Origin of the sequence: Moraxella sp. CTOTU48268, from assembly GCF_032069585.1 — a bacterium.
In the GTDB taxonomy this organism is placed as follows: Bacteria; Pseudomonadota; Gammaproteobacteria; order Pseudomonadales; family Moraxellaceae; genus Faucicola; species Faucicola cinerea.
In genome coordinates this window covers 90,402-107,798 of the sequence record NZ_DAMALV010000006.1, presented here as the reverse complement: position 1 = coordinate 107,798, position 17,397 = coordinate 90,402, and the positions used below count along the sequence as shown (strand labels likewise).

Sequence of the window (17,397 nt, the reverse complement as noted above, 5' to 3'; positions counted from 1 at the left end):
AATTAACCATGCCAAATTCCATCATTACCGAAGACAAAAAGCCACAGCATGACCTATTTGCTATCGCTGCCTTGACCCCCGCGCAAACCAAATATTTGCCAATCGTGGTGGCAATCGCTTTGTTTATGCAAATTTTAGACTCAACGGTGCTCAATACCGCTTTGCCTGCGATGGCGCATGATTTGAATCAGCCTGCGTTATCAATGCAGTGGACAGTAATTAGCTATGCGCTTACTTTGGCAATTTTTACCCCGATTAGTGGTTTTATTGCCGATAAGTATGGTACTAAGACCACCTTTATGGTGGCGATTGGCGTGTTTACTGCAGGCTCGATGATGTGTGCGGTGTCACCAACGCTCAATAGCCTAATTTTTTCTCGCGTGGTGCAAGGATTGGGCGGTGCGATGCTGATGCCTGTGGGCAAGTTGACGCTGATTAAAAGCTATCCACGAGAACGTATGCTATCGGTAATGAATTATGCGGTGATGCCTGCAATGATTGCGCCAGTGATTGGACCTTTGGTCGGGGGGTATTTGGTGGAGCTTGCAAGCTGGCATTGGATTTTTTTGATTAATATTCCCATGGGGGTGTTGGGGATGTGGGCAGGGTGGAAACTGATGCCCAACTATCTACAGCGCAATCCCAGCATGGATTTGCTTGGATTTTTGCTGTTTGGTGGCGCGATGGCAAGCTTTACCTTTGCGCTCGAGTTTGCCAATAACATTCATGCCGATAATCTGGCTTCAGCGGTTTTTCCGGTGATGGTTGCTTTATTGGCGATTATGCTGCTTATTGGCTATTATTATCACGCCAAATACTCAGAATCGCGTAATGGACAACAACCACTATTTGGCTTGGATTTGTTTCAAGTGCGTACCTTTCGCGTGGGCATTGTTGGCAATTTGCTGACCCGTTTGGGGATGAGTGCGATTCCTTTTCTACTGCCGCTACTGCTGCAAGTGGTGCAGGGCTATTCGCCGTCACAAGCGGGTTGGATGTTGGCACCGATTGCGGTGGGCGCGCTGTTGACCAAACCGCTGGTCACGCGTATTGTGAAGCAATTTGGCTATCGTAGAACATTGGCGGGCAATACCTTGTTGATTGGCGTTAATATCATGCTGCTATCACAACTCAATCAAACCACGCCGATTTGGCTAAGTGTGCCATTTTTGACTTTTATGGGGGCGTGTAATTCGCTACAATTTAGCACGATGAACACCATCAGTATTGCACGGCTTCGCCCAAGTCAAACCAGCAGTGGCAATAGTTTATTGTCGGTTAACCAACAATTGGCGATTAGTTTTGGGATTGGCTTTGGGGCGATGCTGCTACATTTAATGACGCCCGCTCGCGCCTCGCTGGCACAGACGCAAACCGCGTTTTCATACAGTTTTATCATTTTGGGTATCATGACGATTTTATCTGGGCTGTATTTTTTGCGGTTGCACCGATTTGATGGCAAGGGGTTATATCAGTAGTTACCCTTATACTCTTGCCTATATTGTTGATACCACGTTGTCGATACTATATTGTCATTGTTGATATAGGTTATCTAGCCATACCGATGGGTAGCGTGGTGATTTATTTCACTCAATTTTATGATAATTTTAATCCTTTAACCCGATTGCCCTAATTGCTATGGCCGTAATCGTTTTGGAAACCCTATGCTCTCCAATGCTTTTTCAATGATAATTGATACCCGTTGGTGTCTTGATGAACTGCTAAAAGATGGCATCATTGACCAACGTGATTATAATTTGGTGATGACCCATAACCGCAAAACCTTGCATCCCTTGCAAGTGATTGCAGGCTTTCATCTAGTCGATAAGACTACGCACATGGCGCTCACTCTTGACCAGCTCAATCGCTGGTTGGCACAAAAAGCCGGCGTTGATTATGTACGTATTGACCCACTGAAAACCGATGTGCCCTCAGTGACATCGATTATGTCATTTGAATATGCGCGCTCGCAGCACATTTTGCCAGTCGCCGTCACCCAAAATACAGTGGAAATCGGCACTGACCAGCCATTTTATCAAGATTGGCAGCTCAATATTGCGCATATCGTGTCGCCCAAAAAAATCAAAACCGTATTAATCAGTCCTGAGCAAATCAACCGCTATCGCCAAGAATTTTATCAAGTCACCAAAGCCATTGCGGGGGCAAACCATCAGCAAAAACGCGCGGATGCCGATATCACCAATGTCGAAGCGTTATTACAACTGGGCAATGCCGCCAATATTGAAAATCCCGATGCCAATGACCAACACATCGTCAAAATTGTTGATTGGCTATTACAGTACGCTTTTGACCAGCGTGCCAGTGATATTCACTTAGAGCCGCGCCGAGATAAAAGCAACGTGCGTTTTCGTATCGATGGTATTTTGCATACCGTTTATCAAATGCCGACTGGGATTATGACCGCCGTGGTGGCTCGGATAAAAATTTTAGCAAGACTCAATGTCGCTGAAAAACGTAAACCGCAAGACGGACGGCTCAAAACCCGTACCCCCAAAGGTCAAGAAACCGAGCTGCGGTTATCGACGCTCCCCACTGCGTTTGGGGAAAAATTGGTGATGCGGGTATTTGACCCCGAGGTGCTGGTGCGCTCTTTTGAACAGTTGGGACTGACAGGGCGGGATTTGCAAAAATGGGATGACATGACCCGTAAAGCCAATGGCATTATTTTGGTCACAGGTCCGACAGGCTCAGGTAAAACCACGACGCTGTACAGTACCCTCAAAAAACTGGCGACAGAAGAAGTCAATGTCTGTACCATTGAAGACCCCATTGAGATGGTGGAGCCATCGTTTAACCAAATGCAAATTCAAAACAACATTGATTTGACCTTTGCTGACGGTATTCGCTCATTGATGCGTCAAGACCCTGATATCATCATGATTGGCGAGATTCGCGATACCGAAACCGCAGAAATGGCGGTACAAGCCTCGCTGACTGGGCACTTGGTGTTATCGACCTTACATACCAATGATGCACCCAGTTCGTTAACAAGGCTACATGATTTGGGCGTGGCGCCGTTTTTAACCTCAGCGACCATCTTGGGCATCATGGCACAGCGTTTGGTGCGTACCCTTTGCCCACATTGTAAATCCAATAAGCCCATGAATGACATTGAGCAGCAGACTTGGCAGGCGTTAGTCAGTCCTTGGAAAGCCGCCGCCCCAGATAGTATCAATCATGCCGTGGGCTGTGAACATTGCCGTAATACGGGTTATCTTGGGCGAGTGGGGTTGTATGAAATCATGGTACTCAGTAATGCGCTTAAAAAATTGATTAGCGAAGGCGCTGACTTGTCGCAAATCGCGCAAAAAGCCTACCAAGATGGGTTGCAGCCGTTAAGACTAGCAGGCGCGAAAAAGATTGCCGAAGGTATTACCACGTTTGAAGAAGTGATGAGAGTGGTGCCATTGACTTAGGCGGCTACCCATTATTTGAAAGACAACAAATAAAATTTGAAAAACAACAGGTAAAATTCAAAAATAATCGGCAACAAAAAAGCCTAAACGTAAAAGTTTAGGCTTAATCAATGGTGCCCGGGGCCGGACTTGAACCGGCACGCTCGTAAGAGCGAGGGATTTTAAATTCTTAGATAGTTAAATTCATGTGAAAACATGATAATTCATATCAATGCGTCAGGCTTCACAAAATCAGTATTTTCAAGGCTTACAAGGTTTTTTGGACTTCATATAAATTCATAAAAAATCATGTAACGACATATTTCAAGTATATTTTCAGTATATTTTTAGCCAATTTCGCTGATGAAAAGTATATTCAATATACTCCGATATACTGCAAATTAAGGGCAAAATTTCGGTTCTACGTCGGGATAATGATATCTATTTGAGTATAAAAAAAGCCAGCGTTTAGCTGGCTTTACGATAGTTGGCAGTACATTTGTAAGTCATGCGCTGTAAGAATCCATGTAAGACTCTCGCTTGGTAGAGTACGACGCTCCGGCATGGTTTAGAGTATTCCAGCTTGTCGCTGTCGTTGTCGCGCCAACTTTGCAGTGTGCGAGGCGATACGCCAATAAAAGCGGCGGCATACTCAGGTGTGAAATACTCGTCTGGACTGGCATGAGTGACGGCTGTTTTCATCAGTTCTTTTTCGTGGGCGGTGTAAGTTGCCCATTTCTTACGTGGTATCATGCCAGTTCTCCAAATAAGTCAGGTTGATTTTCTTCAATAGTCTTTTTTTGCTTGATGGCCATGGGCTTAGCTTCAACGGCGGGCGCATAGCTAATACCGTTCACATCCAAAGCTGATTGAAAGCCAAATTGGGAATCACTGCCTACAAATCCTTGCGGCTCCGCCTTCAAATGAAAATAGTATTTCTCATACAGTTCATTTAAAAACATATATGCCGGTACCGCACAGCCAACAAATTGACCTGTTTTGCAATGTTTGAGCATACCGATATAGTGTTGGCGTGGGTTCCGACAATATGAACTTTGGTGGTTCTCTATGCGGCAAGTTTCACTATAGATATCGTAAGGTTCAAAGCCTAAGTCTAGTATCTTCTTGAACATACCAAACGTGCTGTAAGTTCCACGAAAGACACTTGTTTTATAGCTTGTTGAGTCAAATGCTGATTTGATACCACTTGCTTCATACTCATAAAAATACTTTTTCCAAAACTGACCAGGGTTCTTTTCAAACTGTTTGGTGAAACTATCTTTTGCTCGCCAAAAATCGATTTCAACATTGCGATGATAGTCAATTGGCTCAATGACTTCGCCAAGCATGTTGTGAGTAGTGAAATAACCGTCAATCGCTATTCCTATATCCTCACGGTTCTCGTAGTGATTGCCGTTATAAATCCATGCAATGTTAGCTAGGATTTCGGCCTTGGTTGGTTTATTGCTCACGGCTTTCTCCTTATCCTTTTACCCATTAAAATGGGTGGCATAGGCAGCGCTTTGACTGCCTCTTTAAACTTTATTTCACACTTCACCGACTCATGATAGAGTCGGTGGTTGTTTTGGCGAATGCGTTTGGCAGTTCTTTTGTTCACGCCACACGCTCCGATTTTTCAACCGCATTGACCAATTCTTTTAGGTCATCAAGCGAGAGGGTAAGGGTTTTACTTGTCGCTCGTCGGTCTAAAAAGATTTTGGCTTTGCCTTTTTGCACTTGGTACCCATGATAGGATTGGGCGTAAAAGGCTTATTGCGTGGTTTTTTGGGCATGATTAATTTTTCGTACGGTGCGTCTTTGGCTTCTTCCAAGATGCTTATTTGTTTGACACCTTCATTAATTATGGCGTCATGGTCGGTATCCGTATCGATATCACTGGGATTAACGACCTTGGCACTTGGATTAGTGACTTCAGCACTTGGATTAATTAGGGTAGCTCCGTTGTTATCAGGGTAGCTAACATGGGGAGCTTGGGTATTAAGCTCCCCATCTTGCATATTTACAGGCGCTTCTTGGATATTAACGGCTACCGCATTTAATTCGTGGTCATCACGTGGCAAGTAATAGCCGTTTTCGTCTTGTTTGACGCCTTCAATCTTTGCCAATGTATTTTTGATGACAGTGGGGGATGAGCCAGTGGCATTGACTAGATCGTCGATTGTCATACTAATCATGCTGTCTTTTAAGGCTTCAGTGACTTTGCGGATGGTTTTCTTTTGTTGTGGGGTAAGTTTGGTTGTCATGGTTATCTCCAGTGCCACCGTTGCCAGTGGCACGTTTTTAGTTATTCAGTGGCTTGGTTGATAACGGTCTCAAGGATTTCGTTGAGCTCTTGCACGCGTTCATCACCTAGCTTGTCTTTGGCACCATAAATACGCTGGCGCATTTCTTGGGCATCATCTGCCGTTGACTGATTGATGTCATTTAGCAGCTCGTTGTAGATGATAGATGCGCGTTGCTCAGCCCAAGTGTTTTGCAAGATTGACAAGTCATCACCACATAGGTTCTCAGTGGCTTTGATTTGGGCAATGTCTTTCCCTAGCACCATCAATTCATCAAGCGTGGTGGCTGATTGGATTTCTTTGACCTTTGGATCAATGTCAAAGCATTCAGCCGCTTGCGCTTCCATCACTGGCTCAGCCTTTTTAGCTTTGATACGGTCTTTGATTGATGCGGTGCCGCCGTTTTTGGTTGGCGTAGGGGTCACGTCTTTAGGCTGTGCGTTGCGGTCTTGCAGTTCATCTTCGCTATATAAGCCTAAGACAACATCCGGGCAGTAGAGACGCGCCCAACGCTTCGCAGCAAGGTAGGCAAGTTGCTGGCGTGGGTCAGCAGTCCAAAGTGGTGAGTTACGCACCGTGCCAACTTGAGCCATTGACAGGTCAAGGACGGTTGGCTCGTCATCACCGCGCATGGTCGCTGATACCTTGACGCCTACATCCGCAGGGCTATCAGTCTTAGTTTTGACTTTTGACCAGTCGCCGTAGTATTCAAACTTCAAGCGACCAACGATAGGGGCTTTGCCATTGATGACAGCGATAATTAGCTGCGCTTCATATCCCAATACGCCATTCACAAGATGGGTTTTTTGCGCCACTGCATAAGGGTCAAACCCCCAGCGCAATGCTTGACCGACGATAGCGAAACAGTCGCCAACATTGCCCTGTAAATGCTTGGGCACGGTGCAAGCGCCGCTTGCCATGATTTGCGCCAGTCGATGGCATTGACCGAACAGGGTGTCATCAAGCGCGATTTGCATTGGGCTAAATGCGTCTGCTGTGGCTGGTGCGGTGATTGGGCTTGGGGTGGTTAAATCGTTCATGGTAATTCCTTATTACATTGGGTTGTTCAAGATTTGGTTAATATCACGTCGGCAACGGTTATAACCTTCGCTAAATGATTCGTTTTCGATGTACTCGATTATTCCACGAAGGTTAGTTAGGTCATGTTTGGTTGACTGCCCATAAAGTTCATCGCCATCTTGGTCAAGAATTACGCCTTCATCACTAACTTGAAATGCCAATAGCTGACCTAAAACTTCACGCTGTTCATTAAGGGGTAGCTTTCTATCTAATAAACTCATCATTTAATCCTCAATGTGCGACTGACTTCGCCAGTCTTGGTAAATTTGGCAAATTGCTCTGCCAGTTCTGGATAGGTTTTAAGACAGCCTTTTTTGTCAAAGGTTTCACGCCCTTTGCTTGCCTTGTAGGTCGCAACAAGTTCGCCATCGACCGCCAAGGATTCGTTAAATCCAATCAGGTTGATTAACTCGACTTGAGCTAACTCAAGGGCGGATTTGACAAGCTTTTCTTGGTCCTTTAGCTCAACATAGCGGTCAATGATGGCGATGTTGTCATAATCGTTAAACGCTAAATCAAGCGTGCTATCTGGAGTTGACGTTGCATATTTTTGCTTGGCATTGGCTAGAGTGGTGGGTGTTGGCTCAACTCTTGCTAATACATGATTGACCCAGAAGTTTTGAGCTTCATCAATCATGATTTCAAACAATTCGGCATCGAATTTGATGTTGTACTGGCGGTATTTGTTGCCCCCAAGTAGCAAGGCAAGGTCGCATTCATCGACGCCTGTAATGCCCATGTACCATTGACACTGCAAGTTATAGTTATCTGGCACTTGGTCCGATGCTTCATCACCCCATACATTTTTCATGTACTCAGATGCGGTTTTGACTTCAAGCAACTTGTTGGTGGTCAACTTGCCGTCTTTGAGTCGCACGTTGCCGCTAATGGCTGGATTGATAACAGCGCGGTCAGTGTTGGCTAGGGCAAAATCAAACTCAGGATGACGGATCATGTAATTGACCTTTTGCACTTTACAGTCATTACGCAGGGCGTATTCTTTGGCTACCACGTCCTCAAGGATTGTGCCCCAATAAGCCGCGTCGCTTTGAGCATCTGCCACCACGTCATTGATTTTGTCGTGGTATAGGTCATACGCGGTTTTGTAGGGGTTAAAGCCCATGATGGCTGAGATATCGCTGCCACCGATGCCACTTTGGCGTAAGCGTAGCCAATCTTCACGGCTTAGGTCTTTGGTGGGGATTGCCAAGGCTTGCTTGGCAGTATTTTGGATTGCTAAGTTGGTCATGGCTTAATCCTTATTTTGCTCGGCTTTTAGCTCAGCCTTGTGGTTTTCGATATTATCGGCTTCGGCTTTAGCCTGTGCGTCTAATCTACTTGGAATTGAATAAACAGCGATAATCACGAAGATTAAAGCAATAACGATGACCACCAGTTTTAACACTGACAGCCATGCTTTAAGGGGGTTGATTTTCATGCTCACCCCGCGACTGGATAAAGCTGATAGCCTTTTTGGTCGGCATCGGCTTCACTCATTTGCAGCACTTCTAAAAACCGTGGAGCGCCGCGGTTAACTTCACGTCTGACGATGTGTCCACGGGCTTCCATTTTGGTAGCGCCTTCGACTAATTCGGTCATCGGGATAGGGCAAGCATTGCTCACCCAAGTGATTTCAAATAGTTTCATCGTTGGCTCCTTAAGCTGCGTCATAATGGTCAGTCTCAATCTCTGCGCTTTCGATAAAGCGCGTGATGATTGATTTGATTTCGTCGATACGCGACATGTAGTTGATGCTGTCGCAGTCATAGCTATCTGCATAAGTGACTTTGAGTGCTGACACGCTTTCAACTTTGCCGTAATCATAAACGCGGCTGTGCCAGTGACCACGGCAGATTGACTCGTAGGGATGCTCAACCTCGGCGCTAAAGTTAAAACCAATCCATGCGCCGTTATCGCCGATTGCTAGATAAACAACGCCTTTTGCTTGGCTGCTGCTGATTTCAATTTCGTGGTCGCATTCGCTGTCCAAGCGAAGTGCTTGCTTTAAAAAGTCTAGTTGTGCCATAATTTGATTGCTCCTTTCTGAGTAAAGCCCTGTCACCGTCCAAAGTTGCAGGGCTTTTTTTTGTATAAAATTTGGTTGCCGTTCTCTGCACGGCTTGACAGGTTCCTAAGTTTTGATTGAATTTCGCGATAATCGGCTTATCGTGTTAAGTTAATCATAGTTTACTTTCGGTTTACTATTCTGTCAATGAAAAAGTTAATTATGATTTACTTATTTTGTAAACTAAATATAACTGGTTAACTTTAAGCAATAAAAAACCCGCATTTAAGCGGGTCAAATATTTGTAAGGAATTGTAAAAAGGATTGGCTAACCTTGAGCTTGATGTTTTTTTAAGTATGGGATAAACATTTATGTTTACATTATAAACAAAAACGTTTATAATATACTTAATTAAACAGCACAGAGAGGTGGTTATCAAACGCAATGACTTAATTCGCTACCTAGAGTCTTTAGGTGCGACGTTTAAAGAAGGTGGTAAACATACCAAGGTATCTTTAAACGGTAAGCAAAGTACGATTCCAAGACATACCGAGATAAAAGAAGGTTTGGTCAAGGCAATCAAAAAACAATTGGGCATACAGTAAACGAGTTGGGGGTAAGTCCCCCAATAAGCCTAATTATTAATCAGCGTTTGAGAGCACTCTTACTAGGATTTCAGACCACCAGGTCGCTCATCGTGCCTAGTCGATGAATTAAAGGAGAACCCTATGCAATATCCAGCAACTTTTTTGCAGGAAGATGGCGGATATATTGTAACTTTTCGTGATATTCCTGAAGCCTTAACCCAAGGCGATAGCTATGAAGAAGCACTTGAGATGGCGCAAGATGCTTTGGCAACTGCGATGGATTTTTATTTTGAAGATAACCGTCCAGTACCAATGCCAACCCAAGCGTTAGATGGTGAAGTTATGGTTAGTTTACCATTAAGTGTTTGGTCTAAAGTATTACTGCTTAATGAGATGTTAAATCAGCATGTCAGCCAAGTCGATTTAGCCCAACGTATGGGAATTAAACCACAGCAAGTAACCCGTATTGTTAACTTAGAACATGCGACAAAAATTGATACCCTAGTCGATGCGTTTAAGGCTTTAGGCAAAACCCCTGTGCTTTCTTTGGCATAAAATTATTAGTTACTTAATAAAAGCCCTGCGAATATGCAGGGTTTTTGATTTTTGGGAGTAGGGAAGGCAATAAAAACCCCACCGGGGTGGGTTGTGATTAGATAAGATTGTTAAGACGATGTAACGGAAGTATTTTGGATATGGGTTTCTATCATATCAATAGTGATATTCTCTAGTAATTCTACACGAGGTACGAGATTAATGGCAGTTTCCATGCGATAATTTTTATTATGCTTAATCAGATTCGCTTCTTCCTGAATATATTTGATACTTGACTGAAATTCTTTAATTTGTTCACTAGAGTATATTCCAGTAACTCGCGCCTTTATAGTGTTATGATTAAAATATCCACCAATATCAGCATTGGGATTGTTGTTTCCAAGGATTCTACTAAGTGATTCATAAAATACTGAAAGAGTAACCGCAAGTATAGACGGGTATTTGTCGACCGATAGATTACACATTGACTCGTAGAATTGACTAAGTTTTCTATTGTTTAGTTTGTTAATAGCATTAACAAGTTTTGAGTTCTTTGGTAAAGTTTTGATTTTTTTATTAGCGACTTTTGGTTTTGCCACTACTTGGGGTTTTTGACTGGATGTTTTTCGACTAGTTGCTGTCTTTTGAATAATTACTGATTTAGTATTGGGTTTTCTAGTGTTGATACCTGGATGATTAAATGGTTCATTTTCATCTAGAAAGTCAAGTTGATCACCAAATGTAATATGCGGATTGTTTTTTCGACGTTTTGGGCTGACTTTTCTGCGATAATCATCGGCAATTGGTTGGATTTTTTCGGCAACCTTGAGGAATAAGTGAGCATCGGTCGTAACTGCTGTTTTAGCCGTATTAATAGGTAGTAATGTTGGATCTGATGAGATAAATCTGACAATACAGACAAATCCATTGTACTCAGAGTGCCATCTGGTAGCCCAACCATATTGTTTCTCTGTGCTACTGCTGACGATTACACGGTCATTACAGACAATGTAAATACCAAAATCATCTGTTAGTGCTCTATTACTAGCTAGCGAATAGCTTTGTTCATCACTAAACCGGTAATCTGCATGAACACCTGCTACAATATCAATATATACACCATCTTCTACATAGTAGCCAAATTTTAGTGGTTTAAAGCCCTCATCTTCTCGAATAGCGACAAATTTATGCTTAACTGAAACTTTAGAATTATCTTGATACTTGATGTTAATTACCAATCCTTTTTCGAGATAAATGGTATAGCGTTGCTGAATACCGCGATAAGCATTTTCATACCATATTTCAGCTGTAATATCAGGCAAGATAGCATCTTTTAGCTTAGTAATAGCAAAGTAGGATTTAGTGTCACCTTCACTTGGCTCTATTTTTGGGGTGATAGTATTTTCTGAAGTTAGGTCATTGTTAGTGAGGTGTGCACTGATTCTTTCAGTACCATTATCGGTCAAAAAAGTATATTCATCGCCCATTTTTAGTAGCGCTCTTTTAAGCCCAATACCGTACTGTCCAATCCCATAATCGTGACTTGAGGGACTACCGATAAAAAATGCTCTAGTCTCTAGATCCCTTGCTGAAAATCCTGAGCAGTTATCCTTTATCTTAATTTCCTTTTCATTAACAGTAATATCTATTTGAAAGCCTGTATAGTCGGATGGCATACCGTATTCATCAAGAAGCGCTATTTTACTTTTAAAAATATCCCTTCTAGCAGCATCAATAGAATTATCGATCAAATCATAGATTGCTTCTAAAGAGCTGATATCTTGGGTAAGAGAATTTTCTAAATATCCTTTTTGAATGCCTGTATTGATGACGGTCTTCGTTGCCATGCTAGGATGTCCTTATTAAGCGATTATAAATTACTGTTAATATCTTTTGTGAAACAATTGGAGACACGCTGTTTCCAATCATCCTAAAGCTGTGCCATTTAGTTGGGTGGAAAATAAACCAATCAGGAAAGCCTTGTAATCGGGCTGCTTCTCTTACAGTGATCACTCGCCCTTGTTCTGGGTGTAAAGGCCGGACAGCTTGGTGGCTACCTTTATCCGAACCTGTGCCTGCTCGCAAGGTTGGAGCAAATCCATCCCAAGCCAATTTTTTTGAGCGACTTACCCGGTCAGTTTTGCCTTGGGGTGTATCTTTATAGCGTTGCTCGACTTCGGCTGTGTGGACGGTATCAAAGAAACCTGATACTTGATTATTGGAGTGCTTTTCTATAGCAAATGGTAAACCTAGCCCTTTTGGAGCAGGTTGACGCATTGCTAAAGCATATTCAGATAGATTTTCATTTTTTTTATACTTAGCGAAACCAAAGTCATTAACATCTTTGCTTTGAGTGATTGGGTTAGGCAAGTCATAAATGGCATCTCTAACAGTTACAGGAGAACAAGTAAAGAAAAAATCATCTTTATCTAGTGATTGGACTCTATTTTTGTCATACCCTATAACAATTACCCTCTTTCTTTTGGTGGGTACACCACAAGTTGACGCATCGACAATGATCGGATCTAAAATTGTATACTTGCTATCTGCTAATGCTAATGCTTTTTTAAGTTGTGGTAAGTTTTTAGCATCCATTAAGCCCTCAACATTTTCCATGATGAAGAAACTTGGATCTATTAAATTAACTTGATGAAAAAAGGCTGATAATAATTCGCGTCGTGGGTCATTTTCATCACCTAGACCCATTCGACTAAAGCCTTGGCATGGGGGACCACCTATAACACCATCAATTTTTTGTCCTTCAAGTAACTTTGTCCATGTTTCTTTATCGAAAGTAGTAATATCTTTGGTAATGGTGTTGGTGGCTGGGAAATTTAATTTATATGCAGATTGTAATGTACTATCAATATCTACTGCTGTATGGGTATGGAATCCAGCCAACTCTGCACCAAGACCAAAGCCACCACAGCCGCTAAACAAATCAACAATTAAGGGTTTATAGTTCATAGAAAATCCACAAATTTAAAAACAAACATTTTGCCAAAATTATCTCTAATTGTCGACCGATAATCTGTTTTAAATTGATCATACTTTAAAAGGCACCTTTCGCCCCGTCACCACCAACTGAGCGATATACACCAAGCTAAACGGCACCCAAGCATAAGCCAGAGCGGCTAACCACGTTGACAAAAACGCTGGTCTTACAATAAAAAGAGCGATAATGTCAGCAATCCATATTCCTGCAACACACGTCCACAAAATCAACCAAATCCATCTGTTCATATCAAAAATCCAACTCAATCTCTCGATAAACACACCAACCCTTTGCCCGTGTCGCTGGCGTGATCAGCTCACCATTGTAGATAAACCAAACGATGAAATAATGGTCAGGGTCAACATTTTCTAATGACCAGCCTGAAAGAATTGGCTTGGGTTTGGTGTGGTTGTGGGTGGGCATATTCATTTTAGTCAGATCACTATCTACAAAACCCATGTATAAACCCAGCAAAAAATTCATGCGGCTCAGGCGTCCAATATTCATTATATGAAGAAACCTTGTCTTTCTTTTCAATTAAATGCCCGTTCTTATCATAAAGTTGATATGCAGATATTCCCGCTTGAGTTTTGCTACAATCCAAAATTATACGCATCTTAATAGTTCTGACATTTGGCATATTTTTAAACATCCTTTGGTTCTCAAGCTTAAACCATGCTAGATACCTATTATTTTTATCTTTAGTAAATGAATCAGTATCGCCATAAAAATCACCTAATCTTATATCAGAGTCCAAATATTCCCAATGAGTAGCTAAGCAAGCAGGGCTCAAACATATCATCAAAGAAGCTAGAAGAAGCTTTTTCATAATAATTCCATTTAGAATTCAACAAATGCAAATTTAAGACGCCCAATAACTTCAAAAGTATTAAATAAATCTTCACTGACGTCTTGGTCTGGGTATAAATCTTTATTTGGATTATCTGAATGTAGCTTGATGGTACCATCTAAATTACGGTAAATGCGTTTACAGATAATTGCCCCATTAGCGCAGAACACATAAACCTTACCGTTGACCAGGGCATTAAAGCATTTCTCTAGCGTATTAATCAGTAAAGGCGTATCACTTGGAATAGATGGAGCCATGCTGTCACCATCGCTATCAATGAGTATCAAACCTCTGCCATCAGAAGGTAAACCTAGTCTAAATAAAAAATCTTCTGATATCTCATACCGCCCCAATATGTCTGGCGTATCTGCATTGAAAGCACCAGGGCCACACGCCGCCCTAGCATCCAAGTAAGGAATAGAAATTAATGATGAAGTGTCACTACCGCCGGTTAATAGGCGTTGAATAACATCGCGGGCAGGTTCGTCGCGGGTCAATTCAGTAGGTTCGATAGAGCTGTCTTTTGAGCCTTTCCCGGTAGTTATCCACTCAGCATTAGTCTTTAAAATCTGAACTAATTTAGTTAAGTTTGAGCCAGTTGGCTCAGTGTCACCTTTGCGCCATTTTCCGACCGCTACCTTACTAATTCCCACATGTGCAGCAACAGCAACATTAGACAGGTTTAATTCTGTCATGCGTTCATCGATTCTACTGCCTATCTTTTGTTTTTCTGATTCTTTCATGCTCACCTCTAAGTTAATTGTACTTTACTAACGTTATATAAAGCCATTGCAACCAGAGTTAACCTATAGTAAACTATAATTAACCAAATAAGTTAAACAAGGTTTACATCATGACTTTAGCTGAAATTAAGAAGTATTTTGGCGTTACGACCAACGCTGACGTTGCTCGGAAATTAGGCGTGTCAAAAGTTGCTGTTGGTAATTGGGAAAGTGAAATCCCAACCGAACGCCAAGCCATCATTGAAATTCAAACCAAAGGCGAATTAAAAGCCGATGGCATCCCTCAACTAGAAACCGCCTAGGAGCAACCCATGTGCCATAAACCGATAAGTGAATTATCACCCGAGCTACAGGAAATCGCACGAAAGAACGAACGGCTTTTATTGACTCGACTTTCCGAGATTGGTCAAAAAGAAGTGGGTGAGAAAGTTGGGACAAGTGAAAGCAGTATGTCAAAACTCAAAAGCGAAGGTCGCATTGAGTTTTTTGCTGTTTTGACTGCCGTGCTTGGCATCAAACTATCTGACAAAGATGATTTGATGTGTTCACCTGTCATTGCTGAAGCATTTAAAGAGATTTTAAAGAACTCGGCAGAAAGCCCAGAGTTTTTACAGATTCTATTTCGATAGGAGATATCGATGGCTAAATTCAATCCAGACGACTGCAAATTCTGCAATAACACAGAAAGCAGATGTTGCCATGAAGTGATCATGACTGACGAAAAAACGCCTCGTCATATCATCGACCCACAAGATGAGCATTACAACAAGCAGGCTGATAGCCATGTCTTTATGATGAATGGTTTGCTAGTCGCTAAAGATGTGGCTATGCCACGTTAAACCAAGGGGTTAACAATGAATTTAAAACAGCAAAAAATCAAATCAACTAAGCCAAGCAAATTTAACAAGCCTGAAAAGCCGCTAAATTTAGCAAGACGCGAAGATATGATTCGTCAATCAGTCGAGCGTATTCAAGGCCAAAAGCAAGATGCAGTGCCAAGCGCTGAAATAGAACTTTTCACTTGGCAATAAAAAACCCTAACGACTGGCATCGCTAGGGTTTTGGTATCAATCAATAAGCAAGGATATTTAACCATGAAAAATCTAAATAAGCAAGGGGACAACAATGTCAAAACAAGATGATGTATCAATCTGGATGCCGATCTATATCGGTGACATTCTTGCCATGACAACTAGGCTCACCACTGAACAAGTAGGTGGGCTTTACTTGCTCATGATGGATTATTGGAAGAATGGTGTTATCCCAAACGATGTAAAAATTATTGGTGCCATTACTGGCTTATCTTCATCTAAAGTAAAAGCCTTCATAAAAACCATCACAAATATTGGCATTTTTTCTATCGAAAATGATGAGTTATTTAGTGCGTACTTGGATGATAAAAAATCACAAGCAACTGATAACAAAAATAGCAAATCAGAGAAAGCACAAAAAGCCGCGCAAGCTAGATGGAATAAGGCTTCAAGCGAAAATCAACAAAATCAACAAAATCAAATTGCATTAAATGAGCATAACCCAAGCAATGCTCAAGCAATGCAAACGCAATGCCCAAGCGATGCTACAAATATGCTTGAGCAATGCCCTTCAACATCATCGTCATCTATTAATAATACACACACACAGCAAGCCGACGATTCGCAAAACGACAAAGCTGAACAAATCCGTTTAGAGCGTTCTCAAGAAATTCAAGACTGGCAAGCACCAACTTTGGATTTGATGAGACAAGAATTATCTCAAGCAGGGTTTATGGGTGTTTTAACCGAAAATATTTACCAAACCCATATCAAAGACTTCAAGGCGCATTACGCTGAACAAGCCTTAGTGGGTAAGCCACTAAATACGGACAGCCTTAGAAAATCAAAACTTCGTCTTTGGATTCAATCAGCCAAACCACCCAAGCAAGCTAAACCAAATCAAAAACTTGGTGATCCTAATGACCCATTGGCGGTCAATCAAAAATGGCGACCAGGTGAGACGGGCATCGTTGCGCCAAATACAAACTTTGAATTTATTGACGGCCAGTTAGTGGCTACACCACTTGATACATCATCGCCAGTACAAGGAGCTTGGTAATGGACCTACAAGCATTTCGTGACTCATTCAAAAAATTTACTGCAGCATGTCCGATCCATGGCGAGACCAGTTTTAGCAAAATCATGGACTTCCCAGAGCGATGTGACTTATGCGCAGCTGAACAAAAACGCATCGATGATGAGCGCCAAGCAAAACAAACTTACCGTGAACGTATGCTTAGCGGAATGGCAAGCTGTGGCATCAATATCAATGCCAAGGGTTTTGATGCTTGGGAAATTGATGAGACACAGCGCACGCGTCAAGAAGCGTTATTGGCCAATCTCAAAAAATATGCAACCGATTTTCATACTGGTATGCCAAATCTTTTGTTTTATGGCGGTACAGGGGCGGGCAAGACGATGTTAAGCAATGCCTTAGCGCGTGCCGTGTATCAAAGTCAGTTTAAGAAAAATTCACTATGCCCAGCCAAGTTTATTCGCTCGTCAGAATTTGTTGAGCAGTGCAAAGAATCATGGAGTGATAAGAGTAAGCCCACTCAAAACATGATTATCGCTCGTTTGGCTAGTTTTGATTTGCTTGTGATTGATGACTTGGGTGACGGTGACACCACGGGTAATCAATTAAGTGACCGCAGCCGCTTGGGTGGCTTGATTGATGCGCGTTATCAACAAAAACCAACGGTTATCACCACAAATTTAAGCTACGAAGAAACTAAAACCTTCATGGGTGATCGTGCGTGGGACCGGTTTCAGCAAAACCTAATCCATATTAAATGCGATTGGTCAAGCTATCGTCAAAAAGCAGGCGTAGCCAAGATTGGGGGATGGTAAG

At 42.3% G+C, this 17,397-nt stretch carries 24 protein-coding genes; 10 read left to right on the top strand and 14 right to left on the bottom strand.

The features are described from left to right. Nucleotides 1–8: 8 nt before the first annotated feature. A complete protein-coding gene (locus RT143_RS03715) occupies nt 9–1,478 on the top strand; it encodes a DHA2 family efflux MFS transporter permease subunit (RefSeq protein WP_313091264.1) in 1,470 nt (489 codons plus the stop codon). A 186-nt stretch (nt 1,479–1,664) separates the two neighbouring features. Then, nucleotides 1,665–3,437 carry a type IV pilus assembly ATPase TfpB gene (gene tfpB, locus RT143_RS03710; protein WP_313091262.1) on the top strand — a complete coding sequence of 591 codons (1,773 nt, stop codon included), beginning with the start codon at nt 1,665–1,667 and terminating at the stop codon, nt 3,435–3,437. A gap of 447 nt (nt 3,438–3,884) precedes the next feature. Here tfpB and RT143_RS03705 read toward each other — a convergent pair whose 3' ends face one another. The 9 genes from RT143_RS03705 to RT143_RS03665 form a co-directional block, all read right to left on the bottom strand. Then, on the bottom strand, nt 3,885–4,169 hold the full coding sequence (locus tag RT143_RS03705; protein WP_160001469.1) for a hypothetical protein: 285 nt from the start codon (nt 4,167–4,169) through the stop codon (nt 3,885–3,887). Further along, nucleotides 4,166–4,888: a hypothetical protein gene (locus RT143_RS03700; RefSeq protein ID WP_313091260.1), complete on the bottom strand. Its 723-nt coding sequence runs from the start codon at nt 4,886–4,888 to the stop codon at nt 4,166–4,168. The genes RT143_RS03705 and RT143_RS03700 overlap by 4 nt, the downstream gene beginning before the upstream one ends. A gap of 234 nt (nt 4,889–5,122) precedes the next feature. Further along, nucleotides 5,123–5,680 (bottom strand): hypothetical protein, encoded by a 558-nt coding sequence (locus RT143_RS03695; protein WP_313091258.1) that lies wholly within the window; start codon nt 5,678–5,680, stop codon nt 5,123–5,125. Between the two features lie 41 nt (nt 5,681–5,721). Next, nucleotides 5,722–6,759 (bottom strand): RecT family recombinase, encoded by a 1,038-nt coding sequence (locus tag RT143_RS03690; protein WP_313091256.1) that lies wholly within the window; start codon nt 6,757–6,759, stop codon nt 5,722–5,724. Nucleotides 6,760–6,771: 12 nt separating this feature from the next. Next, complete coding sequence (locus RT143_RS03685) at nt 6,772–7,020, bottom strand: hypothetical protein (RefSeq protein WP_313091253.1); 249 nt, start codon at nt 7,018–7,020, stop codon at nt 6,772–6,774. Next, a complete protein-coding gene (locus RT143_RS03680; protein WP_313091251.1) occupies nt 7,020–8,048 on the bottom strand; it encodes a YqaJ viral recombinase family nuclease in 1,029 nt (342 codons plus the stop codon). The genes RT143_RS03685 and RT143_RS03680 overlap by 1 nt, the downstream gene beginning before the upstream one ends. Before the next feature lie 3 nt (nt 8,049–8,051). After that, nucleotides 8,052–8,237 carry a hypothetical protein gene (locus tag RT143_RS03675; RefSeq protein ID WP_313091249.1) on the bottom strand — a complete coding sequence of 62 codons (186 nt, stop codon included), beginning with the start codon at nt 8,235–8,237 and terminating at the stop codon, nt 8,052–8,054. A 2-nt stretch (nt 8,238–8,239) separates the two neighbouring features. After that, a complete protein-coding gene (locus RT143_RS03670) occupies nt 8,240–8,446 on the bottom strand; it encodes a hypothetical protein (protein ID WP_313091246.1) in 207 nt (68 codons plus the stop codon). 10 nt (nt 8,447–8,456) lie between these two features. Beyond that, on the bottom strand, nt 8,457–8,825 hold the full coding sequence (locus RT143_RS03665) for a hypothetical protein (protein WP_313091244.1): 369 nt from the start codon (nt 8,823–8,825) through the stop codon (nt 8,457–8,459). A 408-nt stretch (nt 8,826–9,233) separates the two neighbouring features. Between RT143_RS03665 and RT143_RS03660 the strand changes: the two genes are divergently transcribed. Next, nucleotides 9,234–9,410, top strand: coding sequence for a type II toxin-antitoxin system HicA family toxin (locus RT143_RS03660; RefSeq protein ID WP_313091243.1), 177 nt, complete (start codon nt 9,234–9,236; stop codon nt 9,408–9,410). Between the two features lie 123 nt (nt 9,411–9,533). Then, the gene (locus RT143_RS03655; protein ID WP_313091242.1) at nt 9,534–9,947 is read left to right on the top strand and encodes a type II toxin-antitoxin system HicB family antitoxin; all 414 of its coding nucleotides are present in this window, start codon (nt 9,534–9,536) and stop codon (nt 9,945–9,947) included. Nucleotides 9,948–10,057: 110 nt separating this feature from the next. Here the strand turns inward: RT143_RS03655 and RT143_RS03650 are convergent, their stop codons facing one another. The 5 genes from RT143_RS03650 to RT143_RS03630 all read right to left on the bottom strand — a co-directional run bounded on the left by RT143_RS03650 (nt 10,058) and on the right by RT143_RS03630 (nt 14,514). Then, the gene (locus RT143_RS03650; RefSeq protein WP_313091240.1) at nt 10,058–11,773 is read right to left on the bottom strand and encodes an ATP-binding protein; all 1,716 of its coding nucleotides are present in this window, start codon (nt 11,771–11,773) and stop codon (nt 10,058–10,060) included. A gap of 1 nt (nt 11,774) precedes the next feature. Then, entirely contained in the window at nt 11,775–12,893 is a 1,119-nt protein-coding gene (locus RT143_RS03645; RefSeq protein WP_313091238.1) for a DNA cytosine methyltransferase, read from the bottom strand. Between the two features lie 277 nt (nt 12,894–13,170). After that, nucleotides 13,171–13,350, bottom strand: a complete 180-nt coding sequence (locus RT143_RS03640) for a hypothetical protein (RefSeq protein ID WP_313091237.1) — start codon at nt 13,348–13,350, stop codon at nt 13,171–13,173. 13 nt (nt 13,351–13,363) lie between these two features. After that, nucleotides 13,364–13,750 (bottom strand): surface-adhesin E family protein, encoded by a 387-nt coding sequence (locus RT143_RS03635; protein WP_313091234.1) that lies wholly within the window; start codon nt 13,748–13,750, stop codon nt 13,364–13,366. Between the two features lie 11 nt (nt 13,751–13,761). Continuing rightward, nucleotides 13,762–14,514 carry a S24 family peptidase gene (locus tag RT143_RS03630; RefSeq protein WP_313091233.1) on the bottom strand — a complete coding sequence of 251 codons (753 nt, stop codon included), beginning with the start codon at nt 14,512–14,514 and terminating at the stop codon, nt 13,762–13,764. 110 nt (nt 14,515–14,624) lie between these two features. Between RT143_RS03630 and RT143_RS03625 the strand changes: the two genes are divergently transcribed. From RT143_RS03625 to RT143_RS03600, 6 genes are all read left to right on the top strand, one after another. Then, nucleotides 14,625–14,816 (top strand): Cro/CI family transcriptional regulator, encoded by a 192-nt coding sequence (locus RT143_RS03625; RefSeq protein ID WP_313091232.1) that lies wholly within the window; start codon nt 14,625–14,627, stop codon nt 14,814–14,816. A gap of 9 nt (nt 14,817–14,825) precedes the next feature. After that, on the top strand, nt 14,826–15,143 hold the full coding sequence (locus RT143_RS03620) for a CII family transcriptional regulator (protein ID WP_248105711.1): 318 nt from the start codon (nt 14,826–14,828) through the stop codon (nt 15,141–15,143). An 81-nt stretch (nt 15,144–15,224) separates the two neighbouring features. After that, on the top strand, nt 15,225–15,353 hold the full coding sequence (locus tag RT143_RS03615) for a hypothetical protein (RefSeq protein ID WP_313091230.1): 129 nt from the start codon (nt 15,225–15,227) through the stop codon (nt 15,351–15,353). Between the two features lie 15 nt (nt 15,354–15,368). After that, complete coding sequence (locus RT143_RS03610; RefSeq protein ID WP_248105715.1) at nt 15,369–15,545, top strand: hypothetical protein; 177 nt, start codon at nt 15,369–15,371, stop codon at nt 15,543–15,545. A gap of 94 nt (nt 15,546–15,639) precedes the next feature. Next, nucleotides 15,640–16,605 carry a hypothetical protein gene (locus tag RT143_RS03605; protein WP_313091228.1) on the top strand — a complete coding sequence of 322 codons (966 nt, stop codon included), beginning with the start codon at nt 15,640–15,642 and terminating at the stop codon, nt 16,603–16,605. Then, the gene (locus RT143_RS03600; RefSeq protein ID WP_160001487.1) at nt 16,605–17,396 is read left to right on the top strand and encodes an ATP-binding protein; all 792 of its coding nucleotides are present in this window, start codon (nt 16,605–16,607) and stop codon (nt 17,394–17,396) included. Before RT143_RS03605 ends, RT143_RS03600 begins: the two co-directional genes overlap by 1 nt. The last annotated feature ends 1 nt before the right edge of the window (nt 17,397 follow it).

Coding starts and splice junctions, on each gene's coding strand:
- RT143_RS03715 (WP_313091264.1), top strand. CDS start 9: ATGCCAAATTCCATCATTACCGAAGACAAAAAGCCACAGCATGACCTA.
- tfpB (WP_313091262.1), top strand. CDS start 1,665: ATGCTCTCCAATGCTTTTTCAATGATAATTGATACCCGTTGGTGTCTT.
- RT143_RS03705 (WP_160001469.1), bottom strand. CDS start 4,169: ATGATACCACGTAAGAAATGGGCAACTTACACCGCCCACGAAAAAGAA.
- RT143_RS03695 (WP_313091258.1), bottom strand. CDS start 5,680: ATGACAACCAAACTTACCCCACAACAAAAGAAAACCATCCGCAAAGTC.
- RT143_RS03690 (WP_313091256.1), bottom strand. CDS start 6,759: ATGAACGATTTAACCACCCCAAGCCCAATCACCGCACCAGCCACAGCA.
- RT143_RS03685 (WP_313091253.1), bottom strand. CDS start 7,020: ATGAGTTTATTAGATAGAAAGCTACCCCTTAATGAACAGCGTGAAGTT.
- RT143_RS03680 (WP_313091251.1), bottom strand. CDS start 8,048: ATGACCAACTTAGCAATCCAAAATACTGCCAAGCAAGCCTTGGCAATC.
- RT143_RS03675 (WP_313091249.1), bottom strand. CDS start 8,237: ATGAAAATCAACCCCCTTAAAGCATGGCTGTCAGTGTTAAAACTGGTG.
- RT143_RS03670 (WP_313091246.1), bottom strand. CDS start 8,446: ATGAAACTATTTGAAATCACTTGGGTGAGCAATGCTTGCCCTATCCCG.
- RT143_RS03665 (WP_313091244.1), bottom strand. CDS start 8,825: ATGGCACAACTAGACTTTTTAAAGCAAGCACTTCGCTTGGACAGCGAA.
- RT143_RS03655 (WP_313091242.1), top strand. CDS start 9,534: ATGCAATATCCAGCAACTTTTTTGCAGGAAGATGGCGGATATATTGTA.
- RT143_RS03650 (WP_313091240.1), bottom strand. CDS start 11,773: ATGGCAACGAAGACCGTCATCAATACAGGCATTCAAAAAGGATATTTA.
- RT143_RS03645 (WP_313091238.1), bottom strand. CDS start 12,893: ATGAACTATAAACCCTTAATTGTTGATTTGTTTAGCGGCTGTGGTGGC.
- RT143_RS03640 (WP_313091237.1), bottom strand. CDS start 13,350: ATGAATATGCCCACCCACAACCACACCAAACCCAAGCCAATTCTTTCA.
- RT143_RS03635 (WP_313091234.1), bottom strand. CDS start 13,750: ATGAAAAAGCTTCTTCTAGCTTCTTTGATGATATGTTTGAGCCCTGCT.
- RT143_RS03630 (WP_313091233.1), bottom strand. CDS start 14,514: ATGAAAGAATCAGAAAAACAAAAGATAGGCAGTAGAATCGATGAACGC.
- RT143_RS03625 (WP_313091232.1), top strand. CDS start 14,625: ATGACTTTAGCTGAAATTAAGAAGTATTTTGGCGTTACGACCAACGCT.
- RT143_RS03620 (WP_248105711.1), top strand. CDS start 14,826: ATGTGCCATAAACCGATAAGTGAATTATCACCCGAGCTACAGGAAATC.
- RT143_RS03615 (WP_313091230.1), top strand. CDS start 15,225: ATGACTGACGAAAAAACGCCTCGTCATATCATCGACCCACAAGATGAG.
- RT143_RS03610 (WP_248105715.1), top strand. CDS start 15,369: ATGAATTTAAAACAGCAAAAAATCAAATCAACTAAGCCAAGCAAATTT.
- RT143_RS03605 (WP_313091228.1), top strand. CDS start 15,640: ATGTCAAAACAAGATGATGTATCAATCTGGATGCCGATCTATATCGGT.
- RT143_RS03600 (WP_160001487.1), top strand. CDS start 16,605: ATGGACCTACAAGCATTTCGTGACTCATTCAAAAAATTTACTGCAGCA.